Origin of the sequence: Amycolatopsis keratiniphila subsp. keratiniphila, assembly GCF_001620365.2 — a bacterium.
GTDB classification, from domain to species: domain Bacteria; phylum Actinomycetota; class Actinomycetes; order Mycobacteriales; family Pseudonocardiaceae; genus Amycolatopsis; species Amycolatopsis keratiniphila.
Window position 1 is genome coordinate 214,880 of the sequence record NZ_LQMT02000005.1, and the last position, 14,999, is coordinate 229,878.

17 protein-coding genes are annotated in these 14,999 nt (G+C 69.0%); 6 read left to right on the forward strand and 11 right to left on the reverse strand.

What is annotated here, in order from left to right; genetic code table 11:
- The first annotated feature begins 102 nt into the window (after positions 1–102).
- A complete protein-coding gene (locus AVR91_RS03015) occupies positions 103–321 on the forward strand; it encodes an antitoxin (RefSeq protein ID WP_063276581.1) in 219 nt (72 codons plus the stop codon).
- On the opposite strand, the gene recQ is transcribed toward AVR91_RS03015, so the two are convergent.
- Entirely contained in the window at positions 318–2,150 is a 1,833-nt protein-coding gene (gene recQ / locus AVR91_RS03020) for a DNA helicase RecQ (protein ID WP_063276582.1), read from the reverse strand. The genes AVR91_RS03015 and recQ overlap by 4 nt on opposite strands.
- Before the next feature lie 41 nt (positions 2,151–2,191).
- Positions 2,192–2,533, reverse strand: a complete 342-nt coding sequence (locus tag AVR91_RS03025) for an ArsR/SmtB family transcription factor (RefSeq protein WP_063276583.1) — start codon at positions 2,531–2,533, stop codon at positions 2,192–2,194.
- 100 nt (positions 2,534–2,633) lie between these two features.
- Here AVR91_RS03025 and AVR91_RS03030 point away from each other — a divergent pair, with 100 nt between their 5' ends.
- On the forward strand, positions 2,634–3,146 hold the full coding sequence (locus tag AVR91_RS03030; protein ID WP_063276584.1) for a mycothiol transferase: 513 nt from the start codon (positions 2,634–2,636) through the stop codon (positions 3,144–3,146).
- A 57-nt stretch (positions 3,147–3,203) separates the two neighbouring features.
- Positions 3,204–3,779: a hypothetical protein gene (locus AVR91_RS03035; protein ID WP_063823209.1), complete on the forward strand. Its 576-nt coding sequence runs from the start codon at positions 3,204–3,206 to the stop codon at positions 3,777–3,779.
- A 98-nt stretch (positions 3,780–3,877) separates the two neighbouring features.
- On the opposite strand, the gene AVR91_RS03040 is transcribed toward AVR91_RS03035, so the two are convergent.
- Entirely contained in the window at positions 3,878–4,747 is an 870-nt protein-coding gene (locus AVR91_RS03040) for a hypothetical protein (protein WP_063276586.1), read from the reverse strand.
- 187 nt (positions 4,748–4,934) lie between these two features.
- Between AVR91_RS03040 and AVR91_RS03045 the strand changes: the two genes are divergently transcribed.
- Complete coding sequence (locus AVR91_RS03045; protein WP_063276587.1) at positions 4,935–5,885, forward strand: hypothetical protein; 951 nt, start codon at positions 4,935–4,937, stop codon at positions 5,883–5,885.
- On the opposite strand, the gene AVR91_RS03050 is transcribed toward AVR91_RS03045, so the two are convergent.
- The 5 genes from AVR91_RS03050 to pdxR form a co-directional block, all read right to left on the reverse strand.
- Complete coding sequence (locus AVR91_RS03050) at positions 5,875–6,501, reverse strand: TetR/AcrR family transcriptional regulator (RefSeq protein ID WP_063276588.1); 627 nt, start codon at positions 6,499–6,501, stop codon at positions 5,875–5,877. The genes AVR91_RS03045 and AVR91_RS03050 overlap by 11 nt on opposite strands.
- A 92-nt stretch (positions 6,502–6,593) precedes the next feature.
- Positions 6,594–6,902: a cupin domain-containing protein gene (locus tag AVR91_RS03055; RefSeq protein ID WP_016335881.1), complete on the reverse strand. Its 309-nt coding sequence runs from the start codon at positions 6,900–6,902 to the stop codon at positions 6,594–6,596.
- 36 nt (positions 6,903–6,938) lie between these two features.
- Positions 6,939–7,967 (reverse strand): polyprenyl synthetase family protein, encoded by a 1,029-nt coding sequence (locus tag AVR91_RS03060; RefSeq protein ID WP_063276589.1) that lies wholly within the window; start codon positions 7,965–7,967, stop codon positions 6,939–6,941.
- 83 nt (positions 7,968–8,050) lie between these two features.
- Positions 8,051–8,494 (reverse strand): single-stranded DNA-binding protein, encoded by a 444-nt coding sequence (locus tag AVR91_RS03065; protein ID WP_016335879.1) that lies wholly within the window; start codon positions 8,492–8,494, stop codon positions 8,051–8,053.
- A 154-nt stretch (positions 8,495–8,648) separates the two neighbouring features.
- Entirely contained in the window at positions 8,649–10,070 is a 1,422-nt protein-coding gene (gene pdxR / locus AVR91_RS03070) for a MocR-like pyridoxine biosynthesis transcription factor PdxR (RefSeq protein WP_063276590.1), read from the reverse strand.
- An 80-nt stretch (positions 10,071–10,150) separates the two neighbouring features.
- Between pdxR and AVR91_RS03075 the strand changes: the two genes are divergently transcribed.
- Positions 10,151–11,356: an MFS transporter gene (locus AVR91_RS03075; protein WP_063276591.1), complete on the forward strand. Its 1,206-nt coding sequence runs from the start codon at positions 10,151–10,153 to the stop codon at positions 11,354–11,356.
- Here AVR91_RS03075 and AVR91_RS03080 read toward each other — a convergent pair.
- Positions 11,334–11,726 (reverse strand): NUDIX hydrolase, encoded by a 393-nt coding sequence (locus tag AVR91_RS03080; protein WP_072026152.1) that lies wholly within the window; start codon positions 11,724–11,726, stop codon positions 11,334–11,336. The genes AVR91_RS03075 and AVR91_RS03080 overlap by 23 nt on opposite strands.
- A 78-nt stretch (positions 11,727–11,804) precedes the next feature.
- On the opposite strand from AVR91_RS03080, the gene AVR91_RS03085 reads away from it, so the two are divergent.
- Positions 11,805–12,962 carry an epoxide hydrolase family protein gene (locus tag AVR91_RS03085; RefSeq protein ID WP_063276592.1) on the forward strand — a complete coding sequence of 386 codons (1,158 nt, stop codon included), beginning with the start codon at positions 11,805–11,807 and terminating at the stop codon, positions 12,960–12,962.
- On the opposite strand, the gene AVR91_RS03090 is transcribed toward AVR91_RS03085, so the two are convergent.
- Both AVR91_RS03090 and AVR91_RS03095 read right to left on the reverse strand, forming a co-directional pair.
- Positions 12,955–14,001 (reverse strand): winged helix DNA-binding domain-containing protein, encoded by a 1,047-nt coding sequence (locus tag AVR91_RS03090; RefSeq protein ID WP_063276593.1) that lies wholly within the window; start codon positions 13,999–14,001, stop codon positions 12,955–12,957. The genes AVR91_RS03085 and AVR91_RS03090 overlap by 8 nt on opposite strands.
- A complete protein-coding gene (locus AVR91_RS03095) occupies positions 13,998–14,984 on the reverse strand; it encodes a cation diffusion facilitator family transporter (RefSeq protein WP_063276594.1) in 987 nt (328 codons plus the stop codon). The genes AVR91_RS03090 and AVR91_RS03095 overlap by 4 nt, the downstream gene beginning before the upstream one ends.
- Between the last annotated feature and the right edge of the window lie 15 nt (positions 14,985–14,999).

Genomic DNA, 14,999 nt, shown 5'->3' on the forward strand with positions numbered 1-14,999 from the left:
GTTTTCCGGCGGAATGAGTGATTCGGCTCGCCGCGGGGAACCCAGGAGCCATCACCGGTCGTTGAGCAGGACAACCAGACGACCCCGAGGAAAGGGACCACAGTGCCTCTACTGCGGAAGTTGACCGCCCTGGCCGGCACCGCCGGGGCCGTGCGCGCCTACGTGCGGAAGAACCCCGAAAAGGTCTCCAAGGTCGTGAACAAGGCCGCGACCTTCGTCGACCACAAGACCAAGGGCAAGTACCACAGCCAGATCAACGGCGCGGTGCGCAAGGTCGACGGGATGACCGGGCGGCCGCCGCGCCGTCCCTACGAGCACTAGGCGTCCGCGAGCGTCTCGAGGATCTGCTCGCCGTACTTCGCGAGCTTGTTCTCGCCGACGCCGCTGACCGTGCCCAGCTCCTGCAGCGTGGCCGGCCGTTTGGTGGCGATCTGGCGCAGGGTCGCGTCGTGGAAGATCACGTACGCGGGCACCCCCTGCTCCTTCGCCGCCGCGGCCCGCCACGACCGCAGCAGCTCGAACACCGGCGCCGCCTCGGCGGGCATGTCGGCGGCCGCGGCCTTCTTCGCGCTGGAGCGGGCCGCGGCCTTCGCCGCCCGCTCCGGCTCACGCCGCAACTGGACCTTCCGCGTCCCGTTCAACACGTCCGCGCTGCCCTCGGTCAGCACCAGCGAGCCGTAGTCGCCCTCGACCGCAGCGAGCCCCTGTGCCAGGAGCTGCCGCACCACGGCACGCCATTCCGGCTCCTTCAGCTCCGTGCCGATACCGAAGACCTTCAACGAGTCGTGCCGATGCTGGGTCACCTTCGGGGTCGACTTGCCGAGCAGGATGTCGATGATCTGCCCGGCGCCGAACTTCTGCCGCCGCTCGTTCTGCAGCCGGACGATGGTGGAAAGGATTTTCTGCGCCGGGATCGTGCCGTCCCAGGTCTCCGGCGGTGCCAGGCAGGTGTCGCAGTTGCCGCAGGGCTCGCTCCGCTGACCGAAGTAGTTCAACACCTGCACACGGCGGCATTCGACCGTCTCGCACAGCGCCAGCATCGCGTTGAGATGGGCGCTCAGCTGCCGCTTGTGCGCGTCGGAGCCCTCCGAGGTGTCGATCATCTTGCGCTGCTGGACGACGTCCTGGAGGCCGTACGCCAGCCACGCCGTCGACGGCAGCCCGTCGCGGCCCGCGCGACCGGTCTCCTGGTAGTAGCCCTCGACGGACTTCGGCAGGTCCAGGTGTGCGACGAACCGGACGTCCGGCTTGTCGATGCCCATGCCGAAGGCGATCGTCGCGACGACGATCAGCCCGTCCTCGCGCAGGAACCGCGACTGATGCTTCGCGCGGGTTCGCGCGTCGAGCCCGGCGTGATAGGGCACCGCCGGAAACCCGTTCTCCACCAGGAAGTCCGCGGTCTTCTCGACCGAGTTCCGCGACAGGCAGTAGACGATCCCCGCGTCGCCCTTGTGCTCGGTGCGCAGCAGCTCCAGCAGCTGCCGCTGCGGCGAGTTCTTGCCGACGATGCGGTACTGGATGTTCGGCCGGTCGAAGCTCGCGACGAAATGCCGCGCGTCCTCCAGGTTGAGCCGGGACGCGATCTCGGCGTGCGTCGCCTTGGTGGCGGTGGCGGTGAGCGCGATCCTCGGCACGTCCGGCCAGCGCTCGTGCACCGCGGACAGCATCAGGTAGTCGGGGCGGAAGTCGTGACCCCACTGGGAGACGCAGTGCGCCTCGTCGATCGCGAACAGCGAGATCTTGCCGCGATCGAGCAGCCGCACCGTCGACTCGACCGAAAGCCGCTCGGGCGCCAGGTACAGCAGGTCCAGCTCGCCGGCGAGGAACGCGGCCTCGACCCTGTTCCGCTCGGCGTAGTCCTGCGTCGAGTTCAGGAACCCCGCGCGCACGCCGAGGTTGCGCAGCGCGTCGACCTGGTCCTGCATCAACGCGATCAGCGGCGAGATCACCACGCCGACGCCCGGCCGCACCAGCGCGGGGATCTGGTAGCACAGCGACTTCCCGCCGCCGGTGGGCATGAGGACGAGCGCGTCACCGCCTGCGATGACGTGTTCGACGATGGCGTGCTGGTCGCCGCGGAAGTCGTCGTAGCCGAAGACGCGGTTCAGCGTTTCGAGGGCTTCCGAGGTACCGATGTCGGGGGCTGCCACCCGGACGATTCTAGGGGCGGGGTCCGACAGTCCCCGGGCGCCTAGTCTTCGGCGGCCTTCCGGCGTTCACGGCGGCCGCGGGCGATCTCGGTGGCGAGCGCGTCGAGCGGCCCGGCCCAGAACCGCCGGTACTGCTCCAGCCAGCCGTCGATCTCCTGGAGCGGGCCAGGATCGACCGAGTACAGCCGTCGCGCGCCCTCGGCGCGGACCGTGGTGAAGCCGTTTTCGCGCAGGACGCGCAGATGCTGGGAGACCGCGGGCTGCGAGATCCCGAACTCGGCGCGGACCACCGTGGTCACGTCGCCGGAACTCTGTTCCCCGCCCGCCAGCAGTTCCAGGATCCGGCGGCGCACCGGATCACCGAGGACGTCGAACGCGTGCATCCGGCAACTATCACGGCCTGGGCTTATATAAGTCAAGGGTGCAAGGCCGGGGTCACCTCGCGGTGGCATCGTGGGGCTGGAGACGCCGGAAGGGGAATCGATGAAACTGGCCGAAGTGGTGGCCGACGGGTTCGGCCGCGTCCGGGAGGTGGTGCACGCCGCCGTCGAGGGGCTGGACGCCGATCAGCTGATCGCGAGCCCGGCACCGGGTGCGAACACGATCGCGTGGCTGGTCTGGCATCTGGCCCGGGTGCAGGACGATCACGTCGCCGGCCTGATGGGAACCGAGCAGCTCTGGACCGCACAGGACTGGGTCGGCCGCTTCGGGCTGCCCTTCCCGGCGTCGGATATCGGGTACGGGCATCGGCCCGAGGACGTCGAGGCGGTCCGTGTCGGCTCCGCCGACCTGCTGACCGGGTACTACGACGCGGTGCACGAGGCGACGGCGGCCTGGGTCGCCGGACTCGGTGAGGCCGATCTCGACCGTATCGTCGACGAGGCGTGGGACCCGCCCGTCAGTCTCGGGGTTCGCCTGGTCAGCGTGCTGTCCGACGATCTCCAGCATGCCGGGCAAGCGGCGTATGTCCGGGGGCTCGTACTCCGCGATACGTAGCCGAGGTGCCGCTCCACGACGGACGACGGGAGCTCCGCGCGCGGAAACACTGAGCGCATGAGTACTTCCACAGTGCGGCGACCGCTCACCCCGCGGTGGCGGAAACTCGTCCTCGTCGTCCATGTCGTTTCGTCACTCGGCTGGCTCGGGATCACCATGGTGAACGCGGTCCTGACCTTCACCTCGGTGTTCACCGACGACGCGCGGCGCCAGCACGCCGCCATCCTGATGATGGAGCAGATCGGCGGCTACTTGCTGCTGCCGGTCAGCCTGACCGCGCTGGTCAGCGGGATCGTGCTCAGCGTCGGCACGAAATGGGGGCTGATCCGGTACAAGTGGGTCGCGATCAAACTCGTGCTGACCCTGATCGCCACCGGGCTGACGTTGTTCTCCCTGCTGCCGGGGATCAGGGAGCTGGCGGCCGCGGCCGAGTCCACTATGGACGGTGTGTTCGTGGAGGCGGGGCGTCGCGTGGACGGGTTCTATCCGATCATCGTGTCCACGACGATGTACGTGACCATGACCGTGCTGTCGGTGTACAAGCCGGGTGGCAAGACACCGTACGGACGCCGGGTGACCGCCACGCGCCTTCGTGACCGGCAGCCTGCTCCCTTGGCCAGGTCGAAGGCGTGACTCGCGTGATTGGAGGGCGATCACGTGTGATTGGAAGGCGATCACGTGTGATTGGAGGGCGATCTCGCGTGATCGTTCTTTGGACCGGGTACGGGTCCCTAGAACCGTTCGAGGGCGTCGTCGATTCGTGCCGCCTCGGCGCGTAGATCGTCCAGGACGGTCTGCGCGGACGCGGTCTCGCCGTTCGCCGTCTCTTCCTCGAGTTCGGCGTCGGCGAGCCGCCGCCGGAGGTCGTTCGCCTTCTCCGTGGCCTTCTCGGCGCGGCGTTCGGCGCGGGAAAGGTCGATCTCGGCCTGCTTGCAGGCCTTCGCGAGGTCGGCCGCCTCGCGCCGGAGCCGGTTGAACTCCGCCACCCGCTTCTGTTCACGCTCGGCTTCTTCGCGGGCCTTGTCGATCCGCTCCTGTTCGGCCTTCTCGGCGGCCGCGCGCTTCGCCTTCCTCCGATCGTCCAAATGCGACACGGTGGCCGGCTTTTCCCGTTCCGGCGCGGGTTTCCGCTTCGGTTGCGGGATGAACCCACTGGTCAGCCATTGGTCACCCGAGCTGTCCGCGCCGCTGCTCAGCCGCCCGGCCAGGGCGAGCGCCGCCACTTCGGGATCGGCCACGACGGCTTCGAGGGTGGCTTCGACTTCGCGGCTGACGGACTCGCTCATCGAGCGTTCGTCTCGCAGGATCCGGTTCACCAGCTCCTGGCGCCGCCGGGCGAGCTTGCGGAGATCTGCACCGGCCAGCGCCGAATGCGCCTTGCGGAGTTCGTCGCCCAGCTTGGCCAGCTCCGTCAGTTCGGGGGACCCGGCGCGGCGGTTGAGGATCGTGGCGGCGAGCGTCGGCTTCCGCAGGGCGCGGATGCGTTCGGCCAAGGCCGCGTCACCCGCCGCCTTGGCCTCTTTCGCCCGTTGGTTGCGCACCGCGACGAACTCGGCCGGATCGCCGGCGTAGAGCTCGTCCGCGACCTCGTCGAAGTCCATCGTCCTCCGCAGGTTCAGTGGCCGGACACGTCCGCCGATGATCCCACGAGACTCCGCGGCTTTCACCTTTTCGGAATTACCCGGAGCCGGACGGACCAAGGCGAGATCGGCACTTTGGAGGTGGCGCGGCCCGGGCGGCGGAACAACGATGAACAGCGGGGGAAGCCAACAGCCGCTGGAGGTACGAATGTCCGTGACCGAACGCGCTCCCGTTTCCCCGCAGGCGGATTTCCTCGGCTCGGGACCCTATCCGGAACACAAAGGGCGCATCGTCCTCTGGTCCGTCCTCGCCGGGTTCGCGCTGACGGTGATCTGGTCGGCTCCCTTTGTGGACAGTGTGATCGGCGACAGCGTCGCCAACACCCTCCTGGGACACGACGCCAAGGCGACCCCGATCGGCGGAGTGCTGGCCGGAACGTTCTTCGCGTTCGTCTCGGGCCTCGCCGGAACTTTCACCGCGTGCAACATCGCCGCCTTCGGTGCCGTCGCCCCGCTTGTCGGCGGAGGAACCACCGGACGGCCGAAGTTCACCGACACTTTGAAACCGCTCGGCTGGATCGCGGCGGGAATGCTGACGGTTTCCGTGGTGTACGGCGTCATCGTCGCGCTCGTGGGCACCCGGATGCCGCAGTTCTCGACCGCCTCGTCACCGGGCGGGCTCACGCCGCGCAACATCCAGTCGATGATCGTCTACGGCGTGATCGGGATCGTGTTCATCGTGCTGGGCCTGGCTTCCGTCGGCCTCGTCCGCAATCCGATCGCCGGGCTCACCCGCCGGTTCCCGCCCGCGCCGCTCGTCCTGATGGGCGCGCTCATCGGCGGTTTCCTGGTCGGCAGGCCGTTCCCGCTGTTCCGGATGATGTTCCGCAGCGCGGCCGAGAGCCACAACGTCTTCTACGGCGCCGCCGCGTTCGCTTTGCAATCGGTCGGCAACATCCTGGTGATGGCGCTGTTGTTCCTGGTGCTCACCCACGGCACGGGCGGGCGGTTGCAGCGATGGATGCTCGCGAAGCCCACCAGGATCGCCGCGGTGACCGGCGCCGCGTTGCTGGTCGCCGGCACGTTCACGCTGCTGTACTGGGACTTGCGGGTGCTCGGCCGGACCGGCGTCATCTGGTATCCGACCATCAAGTGGTGAACAGCCGCGCCAGCACCTGCTCGATCGAGTCCTGAAGGCACCTCGCCGCGTCCTCCCGGCCGGCGAGGTGCTTCAACAGGCCTTGCTGGAACAGGCCGTCGAAGAGCGCGTACGTCGTCGATGGTGCGAAATCCGCCGGTTTGCCGAGCAGTTCCCCGTACCGGGACACGACCCGCCAGATCATCAGTTCGAGTGTCTCGTCGATGGCCAGCACCTCGGCCTGGAACAGTTTCTCGAACAGGCTCTGGTTGCGCAGGTCGTACCAGAGCCGGTGCAGCCGGGCGTTTTCACGCAGCGTGGCGGCGGTCGCGGCGCCGAAGGCGGTCTTCAGTTCTTCGGCCGTCTCCGCGGTCTCGACCATCCGGTCGTACCTGGTGACGCATTCGGCCTTGTACTGCTTGACGCAATAGGTGATCAGTTCGGCCTTGTTGCGGAAGTAGTAGTGCAGCACCCCGTGGGAGAACTCGGAGTTCTGCGCGATCTCCCGCAGGCTCGTGCGCGCGTAGCCCAGTTCGGACAACGTGACCAGCGCCGACATCGCCAGCTGCGCGCGCCGTTGGTCGAATCTGTCCACCTGGCGGGTTTTGTCGTCGCTGCGGTCCGCCACGTCGGTCACGATTCCCGGTTCCCGTCGCCTCGGGTGCCCGCCGTCCACGAGCACGTCGTCGGATTCTAGACCCGGGAAGGGTTTTCTGGCGCCCGACAGAATTACTCGAGCCATTCGGTGATGAAATGGTCGCTTTCGTGGATGTGGACGGCTTCGTAGACTTCCGGGCCGATCACGGCGAACTTGTGCGGCGTCTCCGCGGGCACGACCAGGACGTCGCCCGCTCCGCCTTCGCGCTCGGAATCGCCGATGGTGAACCTCACCCGTCCGCGGATGATGACGAAGGTTTCCGGATACGGGTGCTGGTGCAGCCTCGGCCCGGAACCGTCGACGTCGGTTCGTTCGCGAATGATCGAGACTCCGGAGCCGATGTCGCGGCCTTCGACGTTTTCCAGGGTATCGGTGGTCATTCCGCCACTGTAACCCTGCTCGCGGGCACCGTGGGCCTATTCGCCGCGGTCGACCACGAACGCCGAAAGGCCGACGAGCAGCGCCCTGGCCGGCCGGTCGGGAAGGCTGAGCGCGAGGTCCTTCGCCTTGGACGCGTACCCGTGTGCCTCGGCGACGGCACGCACGACTCCGGCGGAGTCGCGCAGGAGCCCCAGCGCCTCCTGCCGGACCGCCGGATCGGAAACCGGCCCGTGCCCGATGATCTCGCGCAAGCGAGCCGCACCGGGCCCCTCGTCGTCGAGCGCGTGGAGCATCGGCAACGTGACGATGCCTTCGCGAAGATCCGTGCCCGCGGACTTGCCGAGATCGGTGCTGGACGCCGAGATGTCGAGGACGTCGTCGGAGATCTGGAACGCCACGCCGATCAGTTCGCCGTACTGGCCCAACGTTTCGATGGTCCGCTCATCCGCGCCCGACACCTGTGCGCCGAGCCTGCCCGCCATCGCGATCAGCGACGCGGACTTGTCGGCCATCACCTGGATGTGGTGCTCGTAGGGCGCGTGACGACCGCAGTCTTCGAACGGCCCTGTCGTCTCCAGGAACTGGCCGCGCACGAGCCTGCCGAACGTCTCCGCCTGCGACCGCAACGCGTAGTCACCGAGCCCGGCACCGACCCGCGCCGCGCAGGCGAGCACGTAATCGCCGATCAGGACGGCTTTCTTGTTGCCCCACAGCGAGTTCGCGCTGGTGACCCCGTGCCGCATCGGCGCCTCGTCCATGACGTCGTCGTGGTAGAGCGTCGCCACGTGGACGAGCTCGACGAGTACGGCCGCCGAGATCGCCTCGTCCCGTCCGTCGCCGAACGCGGCTCCGGCCAACGCCATCAACGGGCGCAGCCTCTTCCCGCCCGCGCGGACGAGATGGGTGGCGGCTTCGGTGAGCTCCGGCTGACCTGGACTGCGCAACACCTCCTGAAGTCTCTCTTCGACCCGGGCGAGCCCGGTGCGGAGTTCGGCGGCGAACCTCCTGTGCCGCTCGAGGGCCGGGTCCAGCCCGAGTTCCGTGACGATCGTGGTCGTGTTCACGACCTCCAGCCTCCGGGCCGGAGGTGCGCGACCACCTGACGCGCGGGAGGGAGATCGCTCCCTCCCGAGAGGGAACCGTCCGGTCAGAAGGGCGGCTCCGGATTTCCGGCGGCCACCGGCGTTCGCTCCCACGCGCCGTCCGACGGCGTACCCGCCGAACTCCGGCCCGCCTTGTTCACCTTCGCCGTGGCATAGCGCAGCGACGGGCCGATCTCGTCGACGTCGAGCTCCACCACCGTGCGTTTCTCGCCCTCCTTCGTTTCGAACGATCGCTGTTTCAGCCTGCCCTGCACGATCACCCTGGTCCCCCTGGTGAGCGATTCGGCCAGGTTCTCCGCGGCCTGCTTCCACAGCGCGCAGCGCAGGAACAGCGGGTCCCCGTCACGCCATTCCCCGCTCGCGCGGTCCAGGACGCGTGGCGTCGACGCGACCGTGAAGTTCGCTACCGCGGCGCCCGACGGGGTGAACTTCAGCTCCGGGTCGGTCGTCAGGTTGCCGATCACCGTGAGCACCGTTTCTCCGGCCATGGGACTTTCCTCCTCTGCTCCGCGCGCGGCCCCGGACGGGCCCGCTGTCGCCTGGGAACAGGAGACCACCGGGGTACGACAGTTTTCGGCGTCCCGCGGCGGCCGGATGTCAGGAAAGGGTCGTTCAAGACGGAAAGTGTCCTGAACGACCCTTTCATGACATCCTGGCGGCCGAAACGCACTCGCCGAGCCGGGCGAGCCCTTCGTCGATGCGGTCGGAACCGACCAGTCCGTAGCCGATCACCAGGCCGCCGCGCGTTCCTCCGTACGTGGAAAGGCTTTCGACGGCCACCCCGGCCCGGCGCGCTTCGGCGACCGCGCTGTCCACAGTGACCGTCGCATGTGGAGCGACCGGCGCGCACAGGTGAAGTCCGGCGCTGGAAGGGACGATCTCCAGCGCATCTCGGAGTTCGTCGCGCACGAAGGCCAGGATCCGGTCCCGTCGCACCGAATACTCCCGGGTGGCCTTGCGTACGTGGCGGGCGAGCAGTCCCTCGTCGATGAAGCTCGCCAACGCCGATTGGGTGACGAGGTCGCCGTGCCAGTCCATGAGCTGCTTCGCCTGCCGCAAAGCCGGCCGCAGCGAGGCGGGCGCGACGAGGAAACCCAACCGCAGCAAGGGAAGCAGGGTCTTCGAGAAGGATCCGACGTAGAGCACCCTGCCGTCGTGGTCCAGGCTTTGGAGCGGTTCGAGCGGCCGGTCCGAAAAGCGGTACTCGCTGTCGTAGTCGTCCTCGATGAGCACCGCGTCGTTCCGTTCCGCCCACGCCAGCAACGCCGTCCTCCTGGCGAGTGACATCGGCGTGCCGAGCGGGAACTGGTGCGAGGGCGTCGTATAGATCAATCGGGTGCCCTTCGTCAGGGCGGTGACGTCGAGACCTTCGGCGTCCACCGGCACCTTCACGATCCGGGCGCCATGGGCGGTGAAGAGCCGTTCGGCCGGGGGATAGCCGGGGTCTTCGACGGCGACACGCGTGCCGGGTTCGATCAGGACCCGGCCGATCAGGTCGAGAGCCTGTTGCGCGCCTTGGGTGACCAGGACGTCCTCGGCACCGGCGCGCACGGATCGGGCGGCGCCGATATGCCGGGCGATCGCCACCCGCAGCGCTTCGAGCCCGGCCGGGTCGGCGTACCCCGATGGCGGCAGCAGTGACGGCCGGAGCGCCTGGCTGACCAGCCGCCGCCAGGTCCGCAACGGGAACAGGGCCGGATCCGGGGCGCCGACCCGGAAGTCGAACGCGGGCCGGTCGTCACCAGGAGGGGCCGGCAGCGAACTCCAACGCGCGATGGGCCGTACCCCGGTGCCCTCGGGCGCGGCGCGCTTCGAACGCGCCACGAAGCCGGGGCTGACGAAGGTCCCACGTCCGACATGGCTGTCGAGGAAGCCTTCGGCGGTGAGGCGTTCGTAGGCGACGGCGACGGTATTGCGCGAGACGGCGAGCTCCCGGGCCAGGTCCCTGGTCGGGGGCAGGCGTTCCCCGGCGAGCAGGCGACCGTCCAGGATGCCGTCGCGAAGCTGCCGGTAGATCCGCGCGGCCAGGTCGGTGTGCCCGTCGAGGCTGATGTGGAACGGCACATGCCGAGCCTATATTGGCCCAACCCGATTGGCGGATATTGGAGCTGGGATGGGGCCAATCCGATGCTTAGTTTGAGCATATGAAGCGACTGACCTCGGCCCAGCTGATCAGCTCCGTCGGCGACGGCGCCTACTACGTCACCTCGGCCCTGTACTTCACGCTGATCGTCGGGCTTTCGCCCGCGCAGGTGGGGCTCGGTCTCACCGTGGGCTGGGCGGTCGGCTCGGTCGCCGGGGTCGCGCTGGGACAACTGGCCGACCGCCGCGGGCCGAAGGGCACGGCGGTCCTGCTGGCACTGGGCACGGCCGCGTCGGTCACAGCGTTCCTCTTCGTGCACTCGTTCATCGCGTTCGTGATCGCGGCCTGTGTGTATGCCTGTTTCCAATGCGGTCTCGGCGCGGCACGGCAGGCGCTGCTCGCCGGCCTGATCGACCCCGCCGGACGCACGACGTTCCGCGCCCGGTTGCAGGCGATGTCCAACGCGGGGATCGCGATCGGCGCGGCGCTCGGCGGGATCGCGCTGGCGATCGGGACGCGAGAAGCGTTCCTGACGGTGTTCGTGGTCGACGCGCTGGCCTTCGTCGCCGCGGCGCTCGTGCTCCGCAAGGTGCCCCCGGTGGCTCCGGTGCCGATGCGGGCGGGCGAGCCGTCCGTGGCCGTCCTCCGCGATCGCCCGTATGCGCTTCTGGCGCTGCTCAACATGATCATGCTGCTCTACATGCCGCTGTTCAGCCTGGTCCTCCCGCTGTGGATCTCGACCCGGACCGCGGCACCGAGCTGGCTGGTTTCGGCGATGCTGGTGCTCAACACGGCGAGCGTGGTGGTCTTCCAGGTGCGGGTCGCGCGCGGCGTGACCGGCCTGCGCGGCGCTTCCCGCTACGTCCGTCACGCGGGGCTGCTGCTTTTCGTCTCCTGCCTGATCTTCTCGTTCTCCGCCATGGGCGACTCCGCGTGGGCGGCGGCGCTGGTCCTGCTCGCGGGCGCCGCGCTGCAGGTGGTGGGGGAGATGGCGCAGGCGGCGGGCTCCTGGGAGATCGGCTTCGGCCTCGCGCCCGACGGCAAACAGGGGCAGTACCAAGGGCTTTTCGGCGCGGGGACGGCCATCGCCCGCATGCTCGGCCCGGTACTGCTGACCGGTCTGATCCTGGTCGGCGGAACGGTCGGCTGGGTGGTGCTGGGCGGGTTGTTCCTGCTGGCGGGGACGCTCACCGCGCCCGCCGTCCGCTGGGCGGAGCGGACCAGGCCGCGGCCCGGTCTCGAAGTCAGTCCTCCAGTGCCCGCCTGAAGTGCTCCGCGAGATCGAGCTCCGCGGCTTCTTCCGCGGCGCACCACACGAAGGCGTCGTGTTCCTCGGGATCGAGCACGACTTCGCCCGGAACCTCCTCGGCGAGGGCGTACACCGCGGCGTGGATCCGCATCGGCCTGCCCGCGACGTCGTCCCAGCTGTGGGTCCCGCGTTCGCCGGTGACGTGGACGGTCAGCCCGGTCTCCTCGGCGAACTCGCGGACCACGGTTTCGGCCGGTCGCTCGCCGGGCTCGACGGTCCCGCCCGGCAGTTCCCAGCGGCCGCCCAGGAACGACGACGGCTGCCGCCGGATGAACAGGATCTTCCCGTCGCGGATCAGCCTGCCGTATGCCAAGTACTTGTCCGTCACGAGCGAATCTTCCCGTACTCGGAATAGCCTCCTGATCGAGGACCGAACCTGTCCGCAATGGCTCGTAACGTGGGCTTTATGGAAAACACCGAGCTCCGCCCCTTCCGCATCGACATCCCCCAGGAGCAGCTGGACGAGCTGCACGCGAAGCTCGACGGCACGCGCTGGCCCGCGCCGCTCCCCGGCGACGGCTGGGACACCGGAGTGCCGGTGGCCTGGCTGCGCGGGCTCGCCGAATACTGGCGGGACGGCTACGACTGGCGTGCCGCCGAACGCGAGATCAACCGTCATCCGCAGTTCGCCACGGTCATCGACGGGCAGCGGATCCACTTCCTGCACGTCCGCTCGCCCGAAGCCGGCGCGACGCCGCTGATCCTCACGCACGGCTGGCCGGGTTCGGTGGTGGAGTTCCTCGACGTCATCGGGCCGCTCACGGACCCGAAAGCGTACGGCGGCGACCCGGCGGACGCGTTCCACCTCGTGATCCCGTCGCTTCCGGGCTTCGGTTTCTCCGGCCCTGTCTCCGATTCCGGGTGGACCATGCCGCGGATCGGCCGGGCATGGGCCGAGCTGATGCGACGGCTCGGCTACGAACGCTACGGCGTGCAGGGTGGCGACCTCGGCGCTTCGGTGTCTCCGGAGGTGGCGAGGTTCGCGCCGGACAAGGTGATCGGCGTGCACGTCAACGGCGGGCTGACCCCGATGCCCCCGATGTCGTTGTCGGACGAGGAACTCGCTTCGCTCACCGACATCGAACGCGATCGCATCACCCGGATCGGCGCTTTCATGCAAGAGGAGTTCGGCTACATCTCGATCCAGTCCACGCGGCCGCAGACCCTCGGCTACGGGCTCGTCGATTCCCCGGTCGCGCAGCTGGCCTGGATCATGGACAAGTTCCGCGAGTGGACGCACCCGCGTCCCACCTTGCCGGAGGAGATCATCGGCAAGGACCGGCTGCTGACCAACGTCATGTTCACCTGGCTGACCGGGACCGCGGCTTCGTCCGCGTACGTCGGCTACGCGCAGGCAGAAACCTGGGGAGCCGTCGAGAAGAACTCCGGCGTGCCGACGGCGGCGCTGGTTTTCGCGCACGACGTCGGGATCCGGCGGTACTCCGAGCACGCCCACACGATCGTGCGGTGGACCGACGTCGATCGCGGCGGGCACTTTGCGGCGATGGAGGAGCCCGAGATCCTGGTCGCGGACGTACGGGAGTTCTTCCGGTCCCTCAAATGACGAGGACGGCCGTCTCTCCGAGGAAGCGACCGTAATCGTCCACTTCGGACTCCAGGCCGGTGATGGCGGACCGCGAAAGCATGGCGAAGGGCTCCACGACCACCTTCGTCTGCTTCGCGGTCCGCTTGGTGTGCCAGGTTCCGGCGATCCGGCCGTCGACCAGCACCGTCGGCGCGATCATCCCGCCGCCGGCGTTGACGCGTTTCGCCTCGGCCGGGTCGAGGAGCAGATCGCGGTCGCGGTAGCCCAGCAGGTACGTGTCGAAGGCGCCGAGCAGACGCGGTGGACACGGGAGAGCGGACAACTCGGTCCGCGAAAGGGCGAAGCCGCCGCCGACGGAAACGAGGTCCAGCGCGCCGAAAGCCTTGCGGCAGAGGCCGAGCGGGAGCCCGGACCAAGCGACGAAGTCTGCGACGGTCGCGATGCCGTACGCGGTCAGGTACCGGTGTGCGAGTTCGGTATGCGGTTCCGCCGGGTCGTGGCCTTCGGTGGCCCATTCGTCGAGGAGTACGTACGTCGGCTCCGTCCCGGCGTCCTGGCCTCGGCACAGCAGCCCTCGATTGGCCGCGTACGCCAGGAGATGGGCCGGTGCCTGGGACTTCGCGTCGAGCGCGATGCCCTCGGCGGCCAAGCCGTCGAGGATCTCCTGGCGAGTGAGTGCCTTGCCCCGCAAGAGATCCTGGAGCTTCTCGAGAGCGCGTCCGCAGAGCTCGTCGGTGAGGCCAAGCTGCCTGCGGCGTCCCTGCCCCGCCTGGACGTTACGCGGACCGAACAGCCGGTTCAGCCAGCGGAGATCCACCGTCGGCACCAAATGGAGCGTCTTGCGCATCAACCAGGTGCGCGTCACGTCACGGGTCGCGTCGACGTCGTGGGCGGTCAGGCCCCGGCTACGGGCCCGGAACGTGAGCCGCGCGGCGGGCGTGGACTGCGCCTGGACGGCCGCGATGGATCCGGCGACGGCGAGGACGTCCGCGGCCGGGGCGGTCAGCAGTTGCGCGCGGGCACGGACGGCGCGGATGTCGTTGTCGGACGGCGTCACCCGGTGACGATCTCGTGGGCGTTCACCGGTTCGGTGTGCACGACCGCTTCCGCGAGCCGCGGGAGGACCTCGCGCAGCCGTGCCTCGACGCGATGGGCGAGGTGGTGTGCCTCGGTGACGGTCAGCCCGGCCTCGACCGACACCGCCAGCTCCGCGCGCAGGCTGTGCCCGATCCAGCGCATCCGCAGGTCCCGCGTGCCGAGCACGCCGGGGACCTCGGCGGCCGCGTGTTCGGCGCGATCGACGTCGGCTGGGTCGACGGCGTCCATCAGGCGGCGGAAGACCTCCTTGGCCGCGTCTCGCAGGACGAACAGGATCGCGACGGTGATGGCGAGACCGACGATCGGGTCGGCCATCGGGAAGCCGAACGCGACACCGGCGGCGCCGAGCACGACCGCGAGCGAGGTGAACCCGTCGGTGCGGGCGTGCAGGCCGTCCGCGACCAGCGCGGCCGACCCGATCTCGCGGCCGACGGTGATCCGGTACCTGGCCACGAGTTCGTTGCCCGCGAAGCCGATGACACCGGCCGCGGCGACCACCCACAGATGCTGGACCGGCCGAGGATCGAGCAGCCGCTGGACGGATTCGTACCCGGCGAGGAAGGCCGAGGCGGCGATGAGCAGGACGACGAGCACGCCGGCGAGGTCTTCGGCGCGGCCGAGCCCGTAGGTGTAGCGGCGGGTGGCGGCGCGGCGGCCGAGCAGGAAGGCGATGCCGAGCGGGAGGGCGGTCAGCGCGTCGGCGAAGTTGTGGATCGTGTCGCCGAGCAGGGCGACCGAACCGGTGATCAGCACGAGCACGAGCTGGGCGACGGCGGTGACGAACAGGGCGGCGAACGACCAGATCAGCGTCCGGACGCCGCGTTTGCTGGTCTCCAACGCGCTGTCGACGCGGTCGGCGCTGTCGTGGCTGTGGGGAGTCAGGAGGTGCCGGAGACGGCTCTTCGCCGTCTGGTGGCCATGACTGTGTCCATGCCCTGGCATCTTCCACCTCACTGT

What these genes read in the sequence shown, in the direction of transcription:
- AVR91_RS03025 (WP_063276583.1), bottom strand. Translation starts at nt 2,533, where the DNA reads ATGCACGCGTTCGACGTCCTCGGTGATCCGGTGCGCCGCCGGATCCTG.
- AVR91_RS03030 (WP_063276584.1), top strand. Translation starts at nt 2,634, where the DNA reads ATGAAACTGGCCGAAGTGGTGGCCGACGGGTTCGGCCGCGTCCGGGAG.
- AVR91_RS03035 (WP_063823209.1), top strand. Translation starts at nt 3,204, where the DNA reads ATGAGTACTTCCACAGTGCGGCGACCGCTCACCCCGCGGTGGCGGAAA.
- AVR91_RS03040 (WP_063276586.1), bottom strand. Translation starts at nt 4,747, where the DNA reads ATGGACTTCGACGAGGTCGCGGACGAGCTCTACGCCGGCGATCCGGCC.
- AVR91_RS03045 (WP_063276587.1), top strand. Translation starts at nt 4,935, where the DNA reads ATGTCCGTGACCGAACGCGCTCCCGTTTCCCCGCAGGCGGATTTCCTC.
- AVR91_RS03055 (WP_016335881.1), bottom strand. Translation starts at nt 6,902, where the DNA reads ATGACCACCGATACCCTGGAAAACGTCGAAGGCCGCGACATCGGCTCC.
- AVR91_RS03065 (WP_016335879.1), bottom strand. Translation starts at nt 8,494, where the DNA reads ATGGCCGGAGAAACGGTGCTCACGGTGATCGGCAACCTGACGACCGAC.
- AVR91_RS03075 (WP_063276591.1), top strand. Translation starts at nt 10,151, where the DNA reads ATGAAGCGACTGACCTCGGCCCAGCTGATCAGCTCCGTCGGCGACGGC.
- AVR91_RS03085 (WP_063276592.1), top strand. Translation starts at nt 11,805, where the DNA reads ATGGAAAACACCGAGCTCCGCCCCTTCCGCATCGACATCCCCCAGGAG.
- AVR91_RS03095 (WP_063276594.1), bottom strand. Translation starts at nt 14,984, where the DNA reads ATGCCAGGGCATGGACACAGTCATGGCCACCAGACGGCGAAGAGCCGT.